The following is a 20,258-nucleotide window of genomic DNA, read 5'->3' as shown; positions in this document are numbered from 1 at the left end:
ATTACAGCGCCCGGTCACGGTATTCATGCGGGGTCATCCCCGCATATTCCTTGAAGAGCTTAATGAAATAATGGGCGTTGGAGTACCCGAGCTCCGAGGAAACTTCATAAATTTTCAGCGGCGTATGAATGAGCAGATACGCCGCTTTTTCCATCTTTACCTGACTGATATAATCGCTGATCCGCTTGCCGGTCTCCAGCTTGTACATTTTGGAGAGATAGACCGGATGCATCTGGATATGGTCGGCGATGGCCTGGAGGGAGACATAGTGCAGATTGCGGTTGATATACTCATGCACCTTGCGGATCAGCACGGTCCGGCTGTTGCGCCGCTCGGATTCAAAATGCTCTCTCAGCAGGACAATAACCTCCATCGCCCACTCCCGCAGCATGTCCGGCGTCTGAAAGGGAGCCTGCTCCAGCAGCGGATTGCCGACAATCTCACTGAGCATTTTGTTATTCTTGTGAGCGAAGTAATAGAAGGCGCTCTCCAGATGCAGCCGGGCTTCGTGGATATGCTCCAGTGACCGCTCCGGACTATGGGCCAGATCCGTCACGATGGCGTTCAGCTTGTCTTCGATGCCCTGCCAGTTGTTCGCTTCGAACATGTGGAAGAACAGCGGAGGCTCGTACAGCGGCTGGAGAATCTCCACGGGCTGGGAGCTGCTATTGTCCGTGGTATCGAGATAGATGCCGGTCTCGCTGCCGATATGCTGGCGGATGGTTGAGATGGCCGATTGATAGAGGGTATAGACCTGATCCGGGAAGTCTCCCCAGCCTGTGGTCACCACGGACAAGCCGCCTCCCATCAGGGTACTGACATGATTCTGCAGCTGGTAGGCGGCCTGGGCCACCTCATTTCCCGGATTGCCGCCGTGTTCAAGATCATCCCTGGGCTGCAGCAGGAATACGAGATAATCATGTACATCCTTGCAGGACCAGATCAGGAACCGGTCCTGGAACAGCTCCTGGGCGATATTAATAATCGCATATTCAAACAGCAGCATGCTGTGCATATCCTGGCGCCGGAAGAACTCCTCGGGACGGACCACGGCAAGACATACCGGCTGGTCCGTCGACAGCGGCAGATCGAACTGGGACAGCCGCTCCTGCAGCAGCGGCCTGGGCAGCTTCCGTCCCTGCAGCAGCTCCCCGAGCAGGCGGTCCCGCAGGATCGGCAGATGCTCGCGGAAGGTCTGCATCGTCCGCTGGTGGGAGGACCAGGCCTCCCAATCACTGCGCAGCTTCTCCTGGAGCTTGCCGATCACGGCGATCAGCTGGTCGCCCGCAATCGGCTTGAGCAGATAGGCGCTGGCTTGCTCCTCAATGGCCTTGCGGGCATATTCAAACTCCGCATAGCCGGTCAGCATAACCACCCGGATATGCTTCCAGCGGCTGCGGATCGCGGCAATCAGCTCGGTGCCTGACAGCTCCGGCATATTGATATCTGTGACTACAATATCGATGGGATAGCGCTGAAGCAGCTCCAGCGCCTCATACCCGGAATAAGCTTTGTGGACCTGTCCGAAGCCCATCTCCGCCCAGGGAATCGAAATGGACAGATCATCGACCACATAGGGTTCATCATCAACCAGCAGAATTTGGTGCATAAGAGTCCTCTTTCTTCTCCATACGGAGAGTTGTTATTAGGCCGCCTTCCGGTGAAGGGGCAATCATCAGGCCGGAAGCCTCGCCGTAATGGGATTTGAGACGCTGCTGGACATTCCATAGTCCGCAGCCTCCATCCTCACGTGTGGTTTCGTTTATACGCGCCTGAAGCGCGGCAATAGCATCCTCTGTCATACCGGCACCGTTGTCCTCTACAGTAATGAGAATGGCTTCCCGGGTATGGCGGCCGGTGATCCGGATGAAGCCCGGGCCGATTTTTCGCTCAATGCCATGAATGATACTGTTCTCGACCAGAGGCTGAATCAGCAGCCGCGGAAGATGCAGGTCCAGCAGCTCACTCTCCATATCCACTTCGTAGCGGATACGCTGCTTCCGCAGATTCTGGATCTTCAGGTAATTCTCCAGCAGCTTCAGCTCATCCTGAAGGGTGTTGAGGGAATGGTCGACCCTGGTAATATAGCGGTAATATTGGCCCAGGCTGAGTGCCATCGCCTCGACGGACTCCGTATCTCCGATGGCGGCCTTGCTCTTGATGAAGAACAGGCAGTTGTACAGAAAATGCGGATTGATCTGTGATTGAAGCTGCTTCAGATGGGCATCCTTGGCCCGGAGCTGCTCCAGGTAGACCTGCTCGATCAGCGACTGGATTTTCTCGGCCATATCATTGAATTCCTCATTGAGCAGCGTGAACTCCGGATTGGTCCGCGTATGGATACGGGTAGACCATCGGCCTTCCTTCATCCGGTTAAGCGAACGAAGCAGAAGGCTCACCGGACGCTGCACCTGGCGGTAGAGCTGTAAGGAGAAGAGCAGGCTCATCGCCAGCAGGATGGCCGATCCCGTCAGGAAGGAAGTCCGGCTGCTGCGGATCGGCTGCAGAATCGCCTTCAGCGGTGAATAATGCACGACCTGCCAGTCAATGGCCGAAGAGGGTACCGAGCTGACCAGGAAGCTGCCCTGCTTAAGGTTGAAGATGTCCGAAGTCCTCTTCCCGGCCGTGAAGTTCAGTGCTTCTGTGATCTGCTCCGCCATTTGGCGGTCCGAATTCCGCGAGAGGATGACCCCGAATGACGGATGGTACAAGAAGGTATCTCCCGTGTTCTGTGACTGGTAGGCATCAAACATCCGTTCGATCGTGGAGACCGGGAAATACATGGACATCAGCAGCTGCGCCTCGCGCGGCCGGCTTGTTGCCTGGGCAGGGTCCGACAAGAGCAGCCGGAAGCCTGCCTCCGCGCCGCCGGCCCTGTCCGACGAGATATACTCCCAGCCTGCCGGAAGCGGCTTGTGCAGGACAGAGACATCGAAGGACAGCGAGGAATCCGAGCCCAAGGTCTCCCCGCTGAAGGGCTTGTACACAACAATCCGGTTCTCCCACGTACTGGAGCTGGTCTGGAGGGACAGCTTCTCCAGCACCGTCATAATCGTCTGGGCGGGATCAATGAGATGGCCGAGCTGTGTAATCTGCTCATAATCGCGGATGGTGGGATCTCTCTGCAGCGCATACATGCTGCCCGCCAGCTGGTTGATGTTGTTATCCATCTGCTGGGTCAGGAATTCCAGATGATTGAGGTCGGTGGTCTTGATCTGACTGGTAATGACTCCGACATCCTTACGGTAGGACATTCCGTAGAACAAGAGTGTGGCTGCAATCAGGGAGAGCAGGATTGCCACCATTTTAATGAACAGGTTGGGACGCCATGCCACCATAAAGATCATCCTTTTCAAGACATTTGCTGTAATATGGAGAAGTGTATCATAAGACTATGAACTCTACGAAAAGCAGGTGGTTTCATGAAAGTCCGTTCACCGCTGTTCCTGCTGCTCCTGCTGCTGTCAGGCTGCTCCTGGCACAGCGCCGGCGATAGTCAGCCGCCCGCTTCACCGCAGAATACAGCCCCACGCTTCGATGTTAAGCAAGGCAAATATAATCCTCCGGTAGACCTGTATACAGTGGGCTCCGTGAACCCCAATCTGAATTTTATCAAAGGGGAGAGCCTGGAGCATAACGTACATACGATCTGGGCGGAGAACCGGCTGGGCATTCGTATCCGCTATCTCTGGACGATCTCCGGTACCTCCGAGACTTACGCCAACAAGCTGAGGCTGGAGCTGGCCAAAGGCAACATGCCGGATATCGTAACGACCAGAGATGCCAGTATTATCCAGGAACTGATTGATTCGGGACAGTTCATGGAAGTCGGCGAACTGTTCGAGCAGCATGCTTCCGAGGTGTGGAAGAAGGCTGTGGCCGAGGATGCTTCGGCATGGAACCCCTTCGTGCGCGGCGCGCACAGGTATGCCATTCCTATCATGGATTATGAATATAACTCCGATCCGCTGCTCTGGGTGCGCCAGGATTGGCTGGACAAGCTTCACCTGAAAGTGCCGCAGACCCTGGATGAGCTGGAGCAGGTCATGGATGCCTTCGTCAACCGCGACCCGGACGGCAACGGAATTAAGGATACCTATGGTCTCTCGGTCGGATTCCGCAACGGTCCCAGCACCTGGATGGGCGACAGCAGCTGGGTGTTCGGCGCCTTCGGTACAGTTCCCGAGCAGTGGAACCGCCGGAGTGACGGCACCCTGGAATACGGCTCCATCCAGCCTGGAGCAAGGAAGGCTGTCCAGCTCATGAAGCAATGGGTACAGCGCGGTTATCTGAGCGCTGACAGCGCTTGGCTGGATGAAGAGGGAGCGGCGAACCAGTTCATCTCCGGCAAGGCCGGGATCATTGCCGGACCTTACTGGATGCGCGGCTGGCCGCTGTCCTCCTTGACCAAGCGTGATGCTGAGGCGCGTGTCAGGGCAATTGCCATCCCTTCGGGTCCGGGCGGCCTCACCATGAGAAGAGGCACCCTGCCTGTCAACGGTGCCATTCTGATGAATAAGAAGATGAAGCATCCTGAAATCTTTTTTACGTATCAGAATTATTTGTTCGATACTTACGCCACCTCGACCGGCGAGTTCGCCCATGGCCTTGCAGAGGGCTATGACTATGCCATGGCGGACGGCAAGCCCACTCTCCAGTCTCCGGCGCTGCCGCTGGGCGGCATCCGGGTGGCTTCCTACACGTTAACCTTCGACGGGGCCCGCATTCCCTCCGGGGTGATCCGGGAGATCCCGAAGGATATTGCCCCTGTGCTGCTGGGCCAGAAGGAGGCTTCCCGCAAGGAGCAGTTCACAGGACCTCCGACAGAGACGATGAAGCGAAGCGGCGAACTGCTGAAGAAGCTGGAGCAGAAAAGCTTCATCCAGATCATCTTCGCGGACAGCCCGCTCGATGAATTCGACGAATTCGTGCACAAGTGGAACACTTACGGCGGACTTAGCGAAACCATGGAAGTCAACGCCTGGGACCGCGGCAGCCGCTGAATACCGCAGGGACAAGAAACCGCCTTGATCATAAGGCGGTTTCTTGTCGCAGATACGCTTGGGGGCTTCTCCCCGCTTGTCCGGTCCGGTCTGCTAGGGTTCCCTGCTGCGACCTGCTGCGTAACAAATCTGTTCCTCCTGTGCTGTATTCTTGCTATTTATGGTACAGAATGGCGGCTGCAGCCGCCATACCAATGTCGCGATTGGGATAACAAATATTGAAGATGGGCCGTCATTATCTGCATAAAGCCAAAGAACCCCGGCGGATGCCGCTTGCGCATCGCCGGGGCCAATCACCTGCCTGCAAGTTAGTTGCCTGTGAATTTCAGCCAATCGTAATAGGCGTAGAGCGGGTTCGCCCCGTTATAGGAGCCGAGCCAGGAATCTACCCCCGTTCCGTTCCAGAGGTTCATCATGATTTTACCGGGCCGTGAGGGGATGTTGCTGGTTGCCGTATGCTTCAGGACCCCGTCCACATACCATTTAATATAACCGGGCTGCCAGTCGAAGGCATACGTATGGTAGCCCTGGGAAGCATCGAAGCCGAGATTCACAATCTTCTCATGTCCGCCGACACCGTTCGTGTAGTAATTGAACTGGACTTTGGTGGTATCCTTGCCGAGGAACTCAATATCGATCTCATCCCAGGGCGTGCCGTCCGAAGGCCCGGTGTAGGTGAAGAAGGAGGAGACGATGCCGCTGTTCTTGGCCGGCTTCATGCTGACCTCGTATTTGCCGTAGCCGTACTTGTACACGGAGCGGTATTCCGCACCGTCAAATTTATTGTTGCTGGGACTGGTCAGGGCCAGACGAAGCTGTCCGCCGCTGGTGAATGAGATATTATTCGCACGCCAGGTGCAGTTGAACATAGAGCCGTTCGAGTAGCCGTCTGCTTTTTGCCAGGTTGCGGGGTTGAAGTAAGTCAGAGGCTCATCAAAAACGGTGGCCGCCGAAACGGACGGAGCTCCTGTCAGCAGACCGGCGAGCAGCAGGGTCATCCCTGCACCGAATAACTTGTGTAGCTTTCTCCTCATATACGATACCCTCCTTATAATGAAAGCGCTTTACAATATGATTGTAGCGAACCTTGAAGCCGGCCACTATACCAACTTGCGAATCGAAATAACAAAAAACCAATTTTTTGCAGAGCAGAGTATTTCACTCCTCTCCCTCACATACTAATAGGGCATGATGGTTAAGGGCTGTACACGTTCAGGAGGGGGATTATGGAGGAGTGGTTCCGCAGTAAATGGCTCCGCTGGATGATCGGCGTGCTGCTCTCACTGATTATTCTATATTTCGTCTGGCTGCTCCGTCCGATGCTGAATGGGGTATTTCTGTTTCTAAAAGCGATCCTGGCCCCGTTCCTGGCCGCCATGATTATCTCTTACGTGCTGAATCCGGTGGTCACTATGCTCTCCAGAAGAAAAATGCCGCGCAGCGTAGCCGTTCTGCTGATCTATGCGGTGTTCCTGACCTCGCTTGCGGTGATCCTGATCAACCTGATCCCGATGTTCATCGAACAGCTGGAGGAGCTGAATGAGCATCTGCCGGAGATGACCCTGCACGCGCAGGGACTGATGAAGGGCATGAATTCCAGGCTGATTCCGCCCGGGGTGGAGACGGGAATGAATAACTGGTTCTATCAGCTGGAGAACCGCCTGGCCGAAGGCATCTCCCACTTCCTTAATAATATCGCTTCGACCATTGGCCTGTTGTTCAATGCGTTCATTGTGCCTTTTCTCGTGTTCTATATCCTGAAGGACTTCGAGGTGTTCGAACGGATGGTGGTCTCCTGCCTGCCGCGTTCGCGCCGCAAGTCCATTGTGACGCTGTTAAAAGACATTGATGAAGCGCTCGGCAACTATATCCGCGGCCAGTTTCTCGTCTGCATCATCATCGGCGTGCTGGCTTATATCGGCTACGCGATTATCAGCATGCCTTATGCGCTGCTGTTCGCCTGTGTAGTGGCGGTGTTCAACATTGTTCCGTATATGGGACCTTTTCTCGGGGCGGCTCCGGCCATTGTGATGGCCTCGACCCTGTCGTGGCGGCTTGTCCTGCTGGTGGCGGTGGTGAATACCTTGTGCCAAATGCTGGAGAGCAACGTGATCTCTCCGCAGGTCGTGGGACGGAAGCTGCACCTGCATCCGCTGCTGATCATCTTCGCGCTGCTGGTCGGCGGGGAGATCGCGGGCATGATTGGACTCATTCTGGCCGTCCCTTTCTTCGCCGCCGCCAAGGTGGTCATCCAGCATATTATCGGCTATTATATCCGCAGAAGACCGGCGTAGAAGCGGCCGCCGATATTAGCAGAAGAATGGTGTAAGGACCGAAGCCGCACCTCCCGCCGCTTCAGCTATATGGGCAATGGCGGCTTCTTCGCGATGACTTCGTGTGAAATGATTGACGGTACATGTATCTTTTGGTTATAATGTGGTGAATATTACGAAGTAAGAAGCAGTATCATAGCAGTGCGATGAAGAGGAGTATTAATTCGTGAGACCGTTATTGCAGAGAGCCGGCACCTAAGGTGCGAGCCGGTTAACGGGCCGCAGTGAACTCACCTCCGAGTAATGGCGCGAGCCGCAGGTTCCTTTAGAGGGGCCAGTGTGTGAACCGTCATCGGCTCGCCCCCGATAGAGGGTGTCAAAGTGAGTGCCGGACAAAGAATGTCCGCCGCTAACTAGGGTGGTACCACGGGAATTCAAACCTCTCGTCCCTAGCGATTATACGCTAGGGATGGGAGGTTTTTTGCTGTAATAGGAAACTATAGTTTCCTGTTGCTGTGAAAAAGGTATGTGTGAATTTGTGAATAAGAGTTCTTGGAAGGTTTCGTAGAATGACTATGATGCTGAATGTGACTGAAGGTCTGGTTAAAACCGAATACAATCGGCTCGTATAGCGGCACACGGCCTGAATGTATGTGAAAAACAGCATACATTGTGCTCGAAAGCAGGCACACGGACTGAATGTATGTGAAAAACAGCATACATTGTGCTCGAAAGCAGGCACACGGCCTGAATGTATGTGAAAAACAGCATACATTGTGCTCGAAAGCAGGCACACGGCCTGAATGTATGTGAAAAACAGCATACATTGTGCTCGAAAGCAGGCACACGGCCTGAATGTATGTGGAAAACAACATACATTGTGCTCGAAAGCAGGCACACGGCCTGAATGTATGTGGAAAACAGCATACATTGTGCTCGAAAGCAGGCACACGGCCTGAATGTATGTGAAAAACAGCATACATTGTGCTCGAAAGCAGGCACACGGCCTGAATGTATGTGGAAAACAATATACATTTTCTTCGCGCAAAGGTAGCCCAAAACTTTTTTGTAGTGGAGACTAATCCCTTAACTTTTTAAGACAGCAGCAGTACCACCTATTACAGCAACACTCCAAGGAGGAGCACAAGATGAGCGACAATATTGGATACCGCGCCCAGACCATCGAGCCGAAATGGCAGAAATTCTGGGACGAGAACAAGACCTTTAAGACAAGTGAAGAGGCAGGCAAACCGAAGTTCTACGCCCTGGATATGTTCCCGTATCCTTCCGGCGCAGGGCTGCACGTAGGCCATCCGGAAGGTTATACCGCTACGGACATCGTCTCCCGTTACAAACGGATGCGCGGTTACAACGTGCTGCACCCGATGGGCTGGGATGCCTTCGGACTTCCGGCTGAGCAGTATGCGATGGATACCGGGCAGCATCCGCGTGACATTACCTTCAAGAACATTGACAACTTCCGCCGCCAGATCAAGTCGCTGGGCTTCTCCTACGACTGGGACCGGGAGATCAGTACGACTGATCCGGGGTACTACAAGTGGACGCAGTGGATTTTCATCCAGCTGTATAACCGTGGTCTGGCTTATGTAGCTGAGGTATCGGTCAACTGGTGCGAAGCGCTGGGAACTGTCCTGGCGAATGAAGAAGTCATCGACGGCAAAAGCGAACGCGGCGGCCATCCGGTAGTCCGCAGGCCGATGCGCCAGTGGATTCTGAAGATTACCGAATACGCCGACCGCCTGCTGGAGGACCTGGAGGAGCTGGACTGGGAAGAGAGCATCAAGGATATGCAGCGCAACTGGATCGGGAAATCGACCGGTGCCGAGGTGACTTTTGCCATTGAAGGCCATGAGGCCACGCTCGAAGTGTTCACGACCCGCCCCGACACTCTGTTCGGAGCAAGCTACTGTGTACTGGCACCGGAGCATAAGCTGGTGGATGCCATTACCACGGAGGAACAGAAGGCAGCCGTTGCCGAATACCGCGACAAGGCTTCCCGCAAGAGCGATCTGGAACGCACGGATCTGGCCAAGGAGAAAAGCGGTGTATTCACCGGCGCGTATGCGATTAATCCGGTGAACGGCGCGCAGGTGCCGATCTGGATTGCTGACTACGTGCTGGCCGGCTACGGAACCGGGGCGATTATGGCCGTTCCGGGTCATGATACCCGTGACTGGGAATTCGCCAAGCAGTTCGGCTTGAACATCATCGAAGTGGTGCAGGGCGGCAATATCGAAGAGGAAGCCTATTCCGGCGACGGTCCGCATGTCAATTCGGAATTCCTCGATGGCCTGTCCAACACCGAAGCGATGGCCAAAATGATCGCCTGGCTGGAGAGAAAGGAAGCGGCAAGGGGAAGGTGACCTACCGACTGCGCGACTGGCTGTTCAGCCGTCAGCGTTACTGGGGAGAGCCGATTCCGATCCTGCATCTGGAGGACGGCACGATGAAGACCGTTCCTGTGGATCAGCTGCCGCTGGTTCTGCCGGATGTCGATGCCATCAAGCCTTCGGGCACCGGTGAATCTCCGCTGGCGAATGTCACGGAATGGGTCGAAACGGTTGATCCCGAGACCGGCATGAAGGCCCGCCGCGAGACCAACACCATGCCGCAATGGGCCGGCAGCTGCTGGTACTACCTGCGTTATATTGATCCGCACAATGACCAGGAGCTGTGTTCACCGGAGAAGCAGAAGGAATGGCTGCCGGTTGACCTGTATATCGGGGGAGCCGAGCATGCGGTGCTTCACCTGCTGTATGCCCGCTTCTGGCACAAGGTGCTCTACGATATCGGCGTAGTCGATACCAAGGAGCCGTTCCACAAGCTGGTGAACCAGGGAATGATTCTGGGGAACAATAACGAGAAGATGAGTAAGTCGCGCGGCAACGTCATTAACCCGGATGAGATCGTGGAAGCTTACGGCGCAGATACCCTGCGCGTCTATGAGATGTTCATGGGGCCGCTGGAAGCAACGAAGCCTTGGAACGAAAAGGGTGTTGAAGGCATTCACCGCTTCCTCTCCCGCGTATGGCGCCTGTTCGTGAATGAAGACGGCAGCCTGAGTGCGAAGATTACAGAGGGCGGCGGCACGGATGAATTCAAACGCACCTGGCATAAGACGCTGAAGAAGGTCACCGAAGACTTCGAGCATCTGCGCTTCAATACCGCGATTAGCCAGCTGATGATTTTCATCAATGACGCTTATAAGCAGGAGAGCCTGTCCAAGGAAGCGGCTGAGCAGTTCGTGCAGATGCTGTCGCCGCTGGCACCGCATATTGCCGAAGAGCTGTGGGAGCTGCTGGGCCACGAAGGAAGCATCAGCTATGTCGCCTGGCCGTCCTATGATGAAGCCTGGACCGTAGATGCTGAGGTTGAGATCGTCGTGCAGGTCAACGGTAAAATCGTCCAGCGCGCGCTGATTCCGGCGGATATGGGCCAGCAGGAGATGCAGGACCACGCCCTGGCCCTGCCGAATGTGAAGTCGGCCGTCGAAGGCAAAACCGTACGCAAAATCATTGCCGTTCCTGGCAAGCTGGTAAATATCGTAGTGGGTTAAGCGAAGAACGCAATTCTGCCCGCAGCAACGGAGGTATCCGTGCTGCGGGCTTTGTTGGTTTTCAGGCTAAGCCCCGACCAAAAGCGCGGATAAGAGCTTCAGAGGGCACTAAGGATCGTCCGACTAAGGCACAGGGCGGCAGAACGGCATAGTAATACAGCCCAAGGTGCGGGGCGGCAAGACAGCATGAGTAATGCAGCCCCAGAGGCAGGGTGGCAAGACGAGTAGCCGGCACAGCTCAGCGAGAGAGCTGCCTTAGCGGTCTATCCGGCTCTGGGCAATGCTGCCGAGTCCGAACAGCTCGTCGAGCTTTTCCACATCCTCATCGTACTTGTCGTGTGTGGTGGTGATCAGGCGTTCGAATACCCCCTCCAGACTCGTCTGTAAATGATTCAGTGCTTGCGCGGTGATGCCGCCACGGACGGCAACCCGTTCCTGCAGCTCCTGCGGGGTGAACGAGCCTTCGGTCAGCAGCTTGCCTGTACCCAGCAGCATCTCACCGGCCAGCCGGGTGACCAGGGCTTCATCGATGCCGGTGGCTGCTACAGCCGCTTCAATCCACCGCTCCAGGAAATAGCTGAGAAAGGCCGGACCGCAGCTGGAGAAATCAGAGGCAATCCGTGTGTGTCCTTCAGGAATTTCCTCGGGAACACCAATACATGAGAATAGCTGGAGCAGCAGCAGCCTGTCTTTCTTATTTAAGCGGCTTCCGAAGATGCACAGCGAACTCCCGCCCCTGACGGAATGGGTGATGCTGGGAATGATTTTGGCAACTTTGGAGGGCAGGGCCGATTCCAGATGATAGAGCTGCACAGGGCTTGTAATGGATACAACGATCTGATCGCTGCGCAGATAAGGGGCGATCTCATCGGTGACGCTCTTGAACTGCAAAGGCTTGATACACAGGAACACAAGATCGCTCTCCGAGGCGGCTTCGATATTGCCGGAGCAAAGGGTGATTCCGGGATGAAGCTTCTTCAGCTCCATCAGCCTGCCCGGGCTGCGGTTACTGGCCATTACATCACATGGATCAAGGGCTCCCGACCGAAGGAAGGTGTCGATCAGCAGACTGCCCATACTGCCTGTTCCGATAAATCCCACTTTCATCCTGTGGTACCTCCTTTCTTATGTTGCTGGGTTCTAGGCTTACAGGAATACTCTTCGTTAAATGTATGCAGGGCAGTCTTGGACAAATGACAGGTATTCATCTCAGTTTTGAATAAAATTCCAATATTTTGAGGGAGGACAACCGGATGGATAAAAGAATGATTGTCTGCGCCATCACCGCAGCCCTGCTAGGCGGGGGCCTGGTGTGGGCCGCAGACCACAGGGCACAGGACGATGGCATCGCCGGATGGAGGACGCTAAACGCCGGAATGGCGCAGGCGCTGGGAGTGGTGGACGAAGGGGAGACTAGCAGTGCGGCCGCCGGGGAAAATGCCGGGAGTGTGGTCGGCAGCGGCAAGGCAGGGAGTGGAGTAGCTGGCGGAAGCGTGGCGGGTGGTAATATAGCGGGTAGTGGAGCGGCTGGAGGCGTGGTCGGCGGTGTAACAGCGGGAAGCGCAACAAGTGTTAGAACGACGGGGAATGGCACTGGAAGTAGCGCCGGGACTGCAGGGGATGTAGTGGCTGGGAGCGCGGAGGGCGGTGGATCGGTAGGAAGCGGAGCCAGTAGCGGTGGCGCGTCCGGAGGGAGTGCAGTTGCCGGGGGATCGGTGGCAGGCGCAGAGGGTAACGGAGCAACGGCTGGTGCAACAGAGATCGGACCGGCGAGTGATGGCGCAACCACGTTAGGAGCAACAGGAGGCGGTACGGCCAGTGGGGCAACTGGCGGAGCAGCAGCTGGTGCAGGCGCGGCCCCCACGGTGTCAGGTAATGGCGGTGTGGGTGGTAATGGAACAGCAGGAGCCGGAGCCGCAGCCGCAGCCAGTAATGCCCCGGCAGCGGCTGACGGACGGATCAATGTGAACACTGCCGATGCCAAGGCCCTGATGGATCTGCCGGGCATCGGGGAGAAGAAGGCGCAGGCGATTATCGACTACCGCACCAGTAAGGGAGTGTTCCGCAGCTATAGCGATTTAGGCAAGGTGAAGGGCATCGGCCCCAAGCTGCTGGAGAAGCTGAAGCCGCTGGTGGCATTTTGAGACTGCCGTGACGATTGTCTACGAACAACCAGTCTGCAGAGGCATAGTAAGTTTCAATTGCACTCTGTACATTAGATTAGCCCTCAATCCGCTTGAAGACTGAAGCTGCTGCACTTCGTACATTAGAATTTTGCAAAAGCAGGTCTTTGGAGACTAAATGAGAGAATCAATTGTATGAAGTGCAGCAGAACGTTACTTAGGCGCTGAGAATGCAATTTCTATTGTATGAAGTGCAATCACACCCCGCTCTACGGATGAGCAAATGTGGTGTAGAAGTGGCGGCATGGGAAATCTAAGCGAGAATTAGGCGAAATGTACGTTGTTGCAGGTTATCAATATCCTAGTGAAAACGCAGCCAGGTATGCTACAATAATGAACAACTATTTAGAGAAAGTGGAGATTGCTGATGACTGTGGCTTACCGCAAGAACTGGGATACATACTTCATGGATATTGCCTGCATGGTCTCTACCCGTTCGCGTTGTCCCCGCCGCCATGTCGGCGCGGTGCTGGTGCAGGGCAAGAAGCTGCTGGGTACCGCCTATAACGGTGCGCCGATGGGTGTGCCGGACTGCTCGGAAGCGGGCTGCATGGTCTCTGAGCAATACGAGCGTGAGATGATTGTCGGTGTAGAGACCATGGTCAAAAAACAGCGCTGTATTCGCACAATCCATGCCGAGCAGAATCTGCTGCTGTTCACAGACCGGAGCGACCGGGAAGGCAGTACGGTCTATGTGACAGATGAACCCTGCTGGACCTGTGCCAATATGCTGGCTAACAGTGGAATCGTGGAGATCGTCTACCTGCGCCCTTATCGCAAGGACATGGAGAAGGTACAGGCAATGCTCTCCTCCAAAGGCATTGTGTTCCGGCAACTGGAGAACTATGAGCCGCCTAAGGAAACGATGATTTCGATATCAGAGTAACGGCGTACACCGGCAGGATTCAATTATAGTTAGAGTGAACAAGATCCCGATAGAATATGGACTGACCCCAGAGGAAGAACCTCTGTACACGCATGTGTATGCGTATGCAGAGGTTTTTTGGCGTCCAGAGCTAATTAGGAAGGAGAGATGATCATGAACAGAAGGCCCCTCTTAAGCTTCACAGTTTGCTGGGTGGCGGGAAGTGCCGCAGGTTGTTTGTTCTCTGGCCGCAGTCTGCTAATCTGTCTCGCAGGGCTGCTGTTACTGCCTGTAGTCTGGGCGGTGAGCGGCGGGATACGCTGGAGGGCGGCAGCGGTGTTGGTGACGGCACTGATTATGGCAGCGCTGTACTGGGAATACAGTGAGGTACGCAATGTGAGTCTGCTGCCAGAGGTGTTGAAACAATCGGCAAGCGAACTGGATGAGGCATATGTAACCGCCGCAGGCGTTATTGCTTCTCCGGTGGAGCGGGACGGGGACCGGGTTGATTTTATTGTGAAGCTGTCCGGGATTACACCGCACCAGCTAGAGGAGGAGGGCGACACTGAGACAGCAGGAGGCGATTCGCGGGCGGGAGAGAAGCCGGGTGAAACGGCGGAGGCGGAGACAGCGGAAACAGCGGAAACTGCGGGAGCAAAGGGCAGAGGTGAACGTGTAACCGTCCAGATCAAGCTCCAGGAGGAGAGTGAGATCGCTGAAGCTGCCTTGTGGCAGCGGGGAGACCGGGTAGTCATTGAGGGGGAACTGAACCAGCCGCAGACAGCGCGCAACTTCGGAGGATTCGACTACCGTGCCTATCTGCTCACCCAAAAGATTCACTGGCTGCTCAAAGGAGCAGGCACAGCCAGTGTAACGGTCAACCCCCAAGTTTCGTGGGAACTATCCACTATTCTGCGCTGGAATGATAAGGCAAGATCCGTACTCGGTGCAGAAATGAGCCGTTTATTTCAGGAGCCTCATGCGGGTTATATGAAAGGCCTCGTCATCGGTATCCAGAAGGAACTGGACCCGGAGACGTTCAGACAGTTCTCGCAGCTCGGGCTGACGCATATTCTTGCCATCTCGGGAATGCATGTGGCGGTGTACGTCGGAGTAATCCTGGTTCTTCTGCGCCGCTGCCGCTTGACCAGAGAAACTGCATTAACCGTGACCTTGCTGCTGGTTCCGCTCTATGTACTGTTGTCCGGGGCCGGACCGTCCGTTATCCGTGCCGGAATCATGAGCATGATTGCCCTGCTGGCGGCAAGGCTGGGCATGCTCAAAGATGGACTGAATATTCTGGCTGCATCCGCTCTGATGATGCTGGTCTGGAATCCTTATCTGCTGCTTAGTGTGAGCTTTCAGCTGTCTTTTCTAGTGACGGCAGGACTCATGATTTATACACCGCTTGCTGCGCCGTTGTTCAAACGGTTACCGGGTTGGCTGGGCAGCAGCCTCTCTGTAACGATTATTGCTCAGCTGGTTTCTTTTCCGCTGACGATCTATTATTTCAACCAATTCTCATTGTTGTCCGTTGCTGCCAATCTGCTGTTGGTTCCCTTCATCACCTTCCTGGTGCTGCCCTTGGGAACAGTGGCGTTGCTCCTTGGACGGGTCTGGAATGCAGCAGCGCTCCTGACAGCGCAGCTTGCAGAGTTCCTGAATAATATTACCTTTGCGGCAGTGGAGTGGGTGAACGGATTCACCGCCGGGGTGCTGATCTGGGCTTCGCCATCTTTCCTGTGGATCTGCCTCTACTACGGTCTATTATACGGTTTGCTACATGCGTTGAAGCGGAGGACTGAAGCCATGCTTGTTCTCCAGTTCATGGACGATGAGACCCGGCCGCTGGCGGAGCTGGAGCTGCCGGGCAACCATATCAACACCAACAACCAGCCAGATTCACCATTCACTGCGAACAGCGGGCACGCAGCCTTCACCTTCCAAGCCTATCCGCCCTATCCCCCGACTGGAGCTACGCGCTGGAGCAATCTCGCAGCGATACTGAGCGCTGTAGGCCTGACTCTATTACTCTACAAAGGCTATAACACCGGAGCTCTAGAGGATGGTGCCGGAGCGATCAGCTACCTCGATGTAGGCCAGGGGGACAGCAGCCTGATCACTACGCCGGGCGGAGCGCATATCCTGGTGGACGGCGGCGGAACCGTGAGCTTCGGCAACCGGGAGGCATGGCGTATCCGCCGCAGCCCGTTCGAGGTCGGAGCGAAGACGCTGCTGCCGCTCCTGAAGCAGCGGGGAATTCACCGGCTGGACGCGGTTATCCTGACGCATGGCGATCAGGACCATGCCGGAGGGCTTCAGGCAGTGCTGGAAGGGATGCCGGTATCGGCGCTGCTGTTCAACGGAACATTAGCCGCTACGGAGCCGTACACCAAGCTGATGACGACTGCATTGGACGCGGGTGTCCGGCTGTATCCGGTGCAGCAGGGCATGACGCTGGTCCCGGACGGGGCCACGCGGCTGAACTTCCTCTGGCCGGAGCCTCGATCGGATGGACAGACCCTGCTAGAGGAAGTGGAGGACCAGAACCACGAATCGGTGGTGTTCCGGCTGGAGATGAACGGCAGGAGCTTTCTTTTCACGGGAGACATGGATCAGGCGGCAGAGGAAGCCATCCTGCGGTCCGCAAGTCCATCCGGGATTACGCAAGACGGGCCCATCGACGTCCTCAAGGTCGCCCACCACGGCAGCAAAACCGCCACCAGCGCGGATTGGCTCGCCTTCTGGACCCCGGGGGCCGCTGTCATCTCAGCGGGTGTGAATAACCTGTACGGGCATCCCAACAGCGGTGTGCTGGAACGGCTGGCAGATGCAAACACTGGAATCTACCGGACTGACCAGCAAGGTGAGATTGAGCTCAGGGTGGGCAAGGAGGGAATCACCCTACGCCACAAGCTTACTCCCACCCCGGACTAAGCCTCTCTAATCGTATATAATACAATCATATGAGAGGAAGTGATCGTATCCTTATTGTCCTGGCAGGACTCCTGCTGCTGCTGATCGGCCAGACGATCTACCTGCTGAATTACCGGAGACAGGTCAGTCAGATCAGCAGCCAGCTGTCTTTTATTATGGAGCATCAATCCCGTAAGCTAGTGGCAACCCAGTTGAAGCCGAGGGAGATCAGCAGGCTGGTGCGGGAGTGCAATAACCTGTTAAGCCGCCAGCGAGCGATGGGAGAACAGTTCAGCCGCAAGAATCAGGAGATGAATCTGGCGATTACCAGTCTGTCGCATGATATCCGGACGCCGCTCACTTCGCTGGACGGTTATCTGCAATTGGCGCTGCGGACAGAGGCGGAGCAGGAGAAGGGGCGGTACGTAGAGCTTGCCCAGTCAAGAATACAGCAGATTATCAAGCTGGTCGATGAGCTGTTCCTCTATACCAAGCTGCAGAATCCCGAATATGAATTGGAGCTGCAGCCGGTTGACGTTGTGGAGGTGCTGAAGCGGAATCTGTTTACCTTCATTGATGCCTTCGCCGGATCGGAGAGTGAGCCCGAGCTACGGCTGCCGGAGCATTCTCCCCGGGTGATGGGGGATATCCACGCGCTGGAACGAATCTTTACCAATATCATCGGCAATTATTTCATTCATGGCGAAGGCCCGTTGGCCATAGAGGTTGAAGACAGGCAGGACATGCTGTGTATACGCTTCATGAACCGGCCTAAGGCAGGCAGCAGCGTGGATACGGAGAAGATATTTACCCGCTTTTACAGAGAAGATCCGTCACGTACCCGCCATTCCTCGGGGCTTGGACTCTCGATTGTCAAGGCACTGATGGAGAAAATGAACGGAGACGTATCTGCCAATTCTGCGAGCGGCACCTTCAGCATTCATATCGAATTCGCAAAAGCGGGAAAGGAGCATCCCCATGGGCATCCCCTTCAATCATAACAGCAGAAGAATTCTCATCGTTGAGGATGACGAGCATATTAACGGGATTCTGTCTGATGGGCTTACCGCCGCAGGGTTTCAGTGTACCCGGGCCTATTCGGGCAGTGAAGGAATGCTGAATCTGGCGGAACGCGAATATCACCTGATAGTCCTCGATCTGATGCTGCCCGGATTGTCCGGCGAGGCGTTCATGCGGCGCTTGCGCGGGGAGCTGAAGTACCGGGTTCCCGTCATTATCCTTTCGGCCAAGGATCAGCTGGATCATAAGCTGGATCTGTTCGCGCTAGGTGCTGATGATTATGTAACCAAGCCCTTCGAGCTGAAGGAGCTGATCGCCCGCATCCATGTCCATATCCAGCGGACAGTAGCCGCTGAGCTGGTGAACGAATTCAGACATAAGAATCTGGTGCTGGATTGCACGGCCTACAGTGTTAGGATTCATGGAACGCCACTTCCTCTGACCCGCCAGGAATACCGGATTGTCGAGCTGCTGGTCAGGAATCCCTCCCGCGTGTTCACGAAGCAGGATCTCTATGAGCTGGCCTGGGAGGAGATCTATCTGGGCGAGGACAAGACGATAACGGTCCATGTCAGCAATATCCGCAACAAAATCAAGGCGTATGACAGCGAAGCTTATATCGATACGGTCTGGGGCATCGGCTTCCGGCTGAGCCCATGATGGACTTTGAACTTTCTTAACCTTTTGTTGGCGAACTATTAGTCTTCATCCTGTTAACTTAGGGTAAGGAGGTGGCAGATATGACAGATTGCATCATTGAACTAAGCGGACTAACCAAGATGTACAAATCGAAAGCGGCGGTGCGCAGTGCCAATCTCAAAATCTACAGAGGGGAGATTGTCGGCATCATCGGGAAGAACGGTGCGGGCAAATCCACGCTGCTCAAGATGATTAGCGGACAGGTGTATCCGACCTCGGGGGAGCTGCATTTCTTCAACCGTGCAGCGGCGGGGGACCAGTCTTTTTTCGAGCGGATGGGCGTGCTGATTGAGAATCCCGGGCTATATCCGAACGTCTCGGCCTATGAGAACCTGAAGCTGCTCGCCATCGCATATGGTCTAAGTGACAGGGAGTTAACGATCGGGAAGCTGTTGAAGCTTGTAGGCCTGGACCCTAAAAATACCGACAAGGTCAAAAGCTATTCCATGGGCATGAAGCAGCGGCTGGGAATCGCGGTGGCCTTGCTGGGCAGTCCAGATGTGCTGATTCTGGATGAGCCGATTAACGGGCTTGATCCGCAGGGGATTGTGGAGATTCGGGAGCTCATCCTGGAGCTGAACGCAGCGGGCCTGACCATTCTGATCTCCAGCCATATTCTGGAGGAGCTATCGAAGATCGCCACCAAGTATGCCATCATCCATCAGGGAGAATTCGTCGAGGTAATCTCGAAGGAACAATTGCAGCAGCGTTGTGAGGAAAGGATTGAACTGGAGGTAGAGGAAGCCCGCGAGGTCCTTCCGGTGCTGGAGCGCGAGCTGAGCATTACGAAATATAAGGTGGTGGACAGTCGGACGGTGTATGTATACGACGGGCATATCCACATCCGGCAGATCGTCCAGGTGCTGGCGCAGCAGGGAATCATGATCGATTCCATCGCAAGGCATAAGCAGAGCCTGGAGCAATATTTCCTGGAGCGCACGGAAAGTGCAGGTGAACGCCATGATTAACCTGTTCAAAATGGACCTGTACCGCTTCACGCGGAACAAGATTATGTACCTGCTGCTGCTTTTGTTCTGTGCCTTTCAGATCTTTGGCATCTTCATGATGAAGCAATACGAGCAGCCGGTGGAGGGCCGTCCGATGCTCAGCTTAACCGAGAGCGAATTCATCCAGCATACCATCTCGCAGCCGCCTTCCTGGATGCTGATCTATATCGCGGTGTTCACGATCTATTTCTATATGAGCGAATGGAATTCCGGCTTCCACAAGAATTATATCTCCATGCGGCAGGCAAGAATCTACTCTGTCTTGTCCAAAATGGTGATTCTCGCTCTTTTCGTGGCCATGATGTTCCTGACGCTGCTGATTGCCGATGGGATCGGGAGAAGGCTGTTTTTTGACCAGACGGATATGGGGGATTTAGGCACGCTCGTTACTCTGCTGATCAGCCAATTCCTGCTGCACTGGGCGTTCTCGCTGCTGATTCTCTGCCTTGCTATGATGACTAAGAACCTGCTCGTCAGCTTAAGCGCCAGCTTCGTTCTGGCCCTGAATGTGATCGGGATGGTACTGGCAGCGCTGGAGAATCAGCTCACGGGCGTTCACCTGACGAAATATCTGCTGATCAACACCATTGTCAGTGTGAAGGATTTAGGCAGCACGGCTGACCTGATTCACACGTTCGGAGTGGCTGTTGCGGCGATTCTATTCCTAAGTTATTTTGCTGTCCGCTACAAAATCAAGGAAGATCTGAACTAGGGA

General features: G+C 55.1%; 13 protein-coding genes and 1 pseudogene. 10 read left to right on the top strand and 4 right to left on the bottom strand.

The window, feature by feature from the left end; all coding sequences use genetic code 11:
- Position 1 precedes the first annotated feature (1 nt).
- Both MHH28_RS14755 and MHH28_RS14750 read right to left on the bottom strand, forming a co-directional pair.
- Positions 2 to 1,609 carry a response regulator gene (locus MHH28_RS14755; RefSeq protein WP_405116113.1) on the bottom strand — a complete coding sequence of 536 codons (1,608 nt, stop codon included), beginning with the start codon at positions 1,607 to 1,609 and terminating at the stop codon, positions 2 to 4.
- Positions 1,587 to 3,338: a sensor histidine kinase gene (locus MHH28_RS14750; protein ID WP_405116111.1), complete on the bottom strand. Its 1,752-nt coding sequence runs from the start codon at positions 3,336 to 3,338 to the stop codon at positions 1,587 to 1,589. The genes MHH28_RS14755 and MHH28_RS14750 overlap by 23 nt, the downstream gene beginning before the upstream one ends.
- 84 nt (positions 3,339 to 3,422) lie before the next feature.
- On the opposite strand from MHH28_RS14750, the gene MHH28_RS14745 reads away from it, so the two are divergent.
- Positions 3,423 to 5,003 carry an extracellular solute-binding protein gene (locus MHH28_RS14745; protein ID WP_405116109.1) on the top strand — a complete coding sequence of 527 codons (1,581 nt, stop codon included), beginning with the start codon at positions 3,423 to 3,425 and terminating at the stop codon, positions 5,001 to 5,003.
- 308 nt (positions 5,004 to 5,311) lie between these two features.
- On the opposite strand, the gene MHH28_RS14740 is transcribed toward MHH28_RS14745, so the two are convergent.
- Entirely contained in the window at positions 5,312 to 6,001 is a 690-nt protein-coding gene (locus tag MHH28_RS14740) for a glycoside hydrolase family 16 protein (protein ID WP_405117101.1), read from the bottom strand.
- Positions 6,002 to 6,229: 228 nt separating this feature from the next.
- On the opposite strand from MHH28_RS14740, the gene MHH28_RS14735 reads away from it, so the two are divergent.
- Together MHH28_RS14735 and leuS are read left to right on the top strand one after the other, a co-directional pair.
- Positions 6,230 to 7,297, top strand: coding sequence for an AI-2E family transporter (locus tag MHH28_RS14735; RefSeq protein WP_405116107.1), 1,068 nt, complete (start codon positions 6,230 to 6,232; stop codon positions 7,295 to 7,297).
- A gap of 1,127 nt (positions 7,298 to 8,424) precedes the next feature.
- Positions 8,425 to 10,853, top strand: a pseudogene (leuS, locus tag MHH28_RS14730) (leucine--tRNA ligase).
- A 255-nt stretch (positions 10,854 to 11,108) separates the two neighbouring features.
- Here leuS and comER read toward each other — a convergent pair.
- Positions 11,109 to 11,960, bottom strand: a complete 852-nt coding sequence (comER, locus tag MHH28_RS14725) for a late competence protein ComER (protein ID WP_405116105.1) — start codon at positions 11,958 to 11,960, stop codon at positions 11,109 to 11,111.
- 146 nt (positions 11,961 to 12,106) lie between these two features.
- On the opposite strand from comER, the gene MHH28_RS14720 reads away from it, so the two are divergent.
- The 7 genes from MHH28_RS14720 (at position 12,107) to MHH28_RS14690 (ending at position 20,255) form a co-directional block, all read left to right on the top strand.
- Positions 12,107 to 12,997, top strand: coding sequence for a ComEA family DNA-binding protein (locus tag MHH28_RS14720; protein WP_405116103.1), 891 nt, complete (start codon positions 12,107 to 12,109; stop codon positions 12,995 to 12,997).
- A gap of 406 nt (positions 12,998 to 13,403) precedes the next feature.
- A complete protein-coding gene (locus MHH28_RS14715; protein ID WP_405116101.1) occupies positions 13,404 to 13,922 on the top strand; it encodes a deoxycytidylate deaminase in 519 nt (172 codons plus the stop codon).
- Positions 13,923 to 14,075: 153 nt separating this feature from the next.
- Positions 14,076 to 16,838: a ComEC/Rec2 family competence protein gene (locus MHH28_RS14710; protein ID WP_405116099.1), complete on the top strand. Its 2,763-nt coding sequence runs from the start codon at positions 14,076 to 14,078 to the stop codon at positions 16,836 to 16,838.
- 29 nt (positions 16,839 to 16,867) lie between these two features.
- Positions 16,868 to 17,818, top strand: a complete 951-nt coding sequence (locus tag MHH28_RS14705) for a sensor histidine kinase (RefSeq protein ID WP_405116097.1) — start codon at positions 16,868 to 16,870, stop codon at positions 17,816 to 17,818.
- Positions 17,796 to 18,497, top strand: a complete 702-nt coding sequence (locus tag MHH28_RS14700) for a response regulator transcription factor (RefSeq protein WP_405116095.1) — start codon at positions 17,796 to 17,798, stop codon at positions 18,495 to 18,497. The genes MHH28_RS14705 and MHH28_RS14700 overlap by 23 nt, the downstream gene beginning before the upstream one ends.
- 80 nt (positions 18,498 to 18,577) lie before the next feature.
- Positions 18,578 to 19,504, top strand: coding sequence for an ABC transporter ATP-binding protein (locus tag MHH28_RS14695; protein WP_405116093.1), 927 nt, complete (start codon positions 18,578 to 18,580; stop codon positions 19,502 to 19,504).
- Entirely contained in the window at positions 19,497 to 20,255 is a 759-nt protein-coding gene (locus MHH28_RS14690) for an ABC transporter permease (protein ID WP_405116091.1), read from the top strand. The genes MHH28_RS14695 and MHH28_RS14690 overlap by 8 nt, the downstream gene beginning before the upstream one ends.
- Positions 20,256 to 20,258: the final 3 nt, after the last annotated feature.

It is taken from the genome of Paenibacillus sp. FSL K6-1217, from assembly GCF_045040735.1.
Classification (GTDB): domain Bacteria; phylum Bacillota; class Bacilli; order Paenibacillales; family Paenibacillaceae; genus Paenibacillus_AQ.
This window is presented reverse-complemented; position numbering and strand designations above follow the sequence as displayed.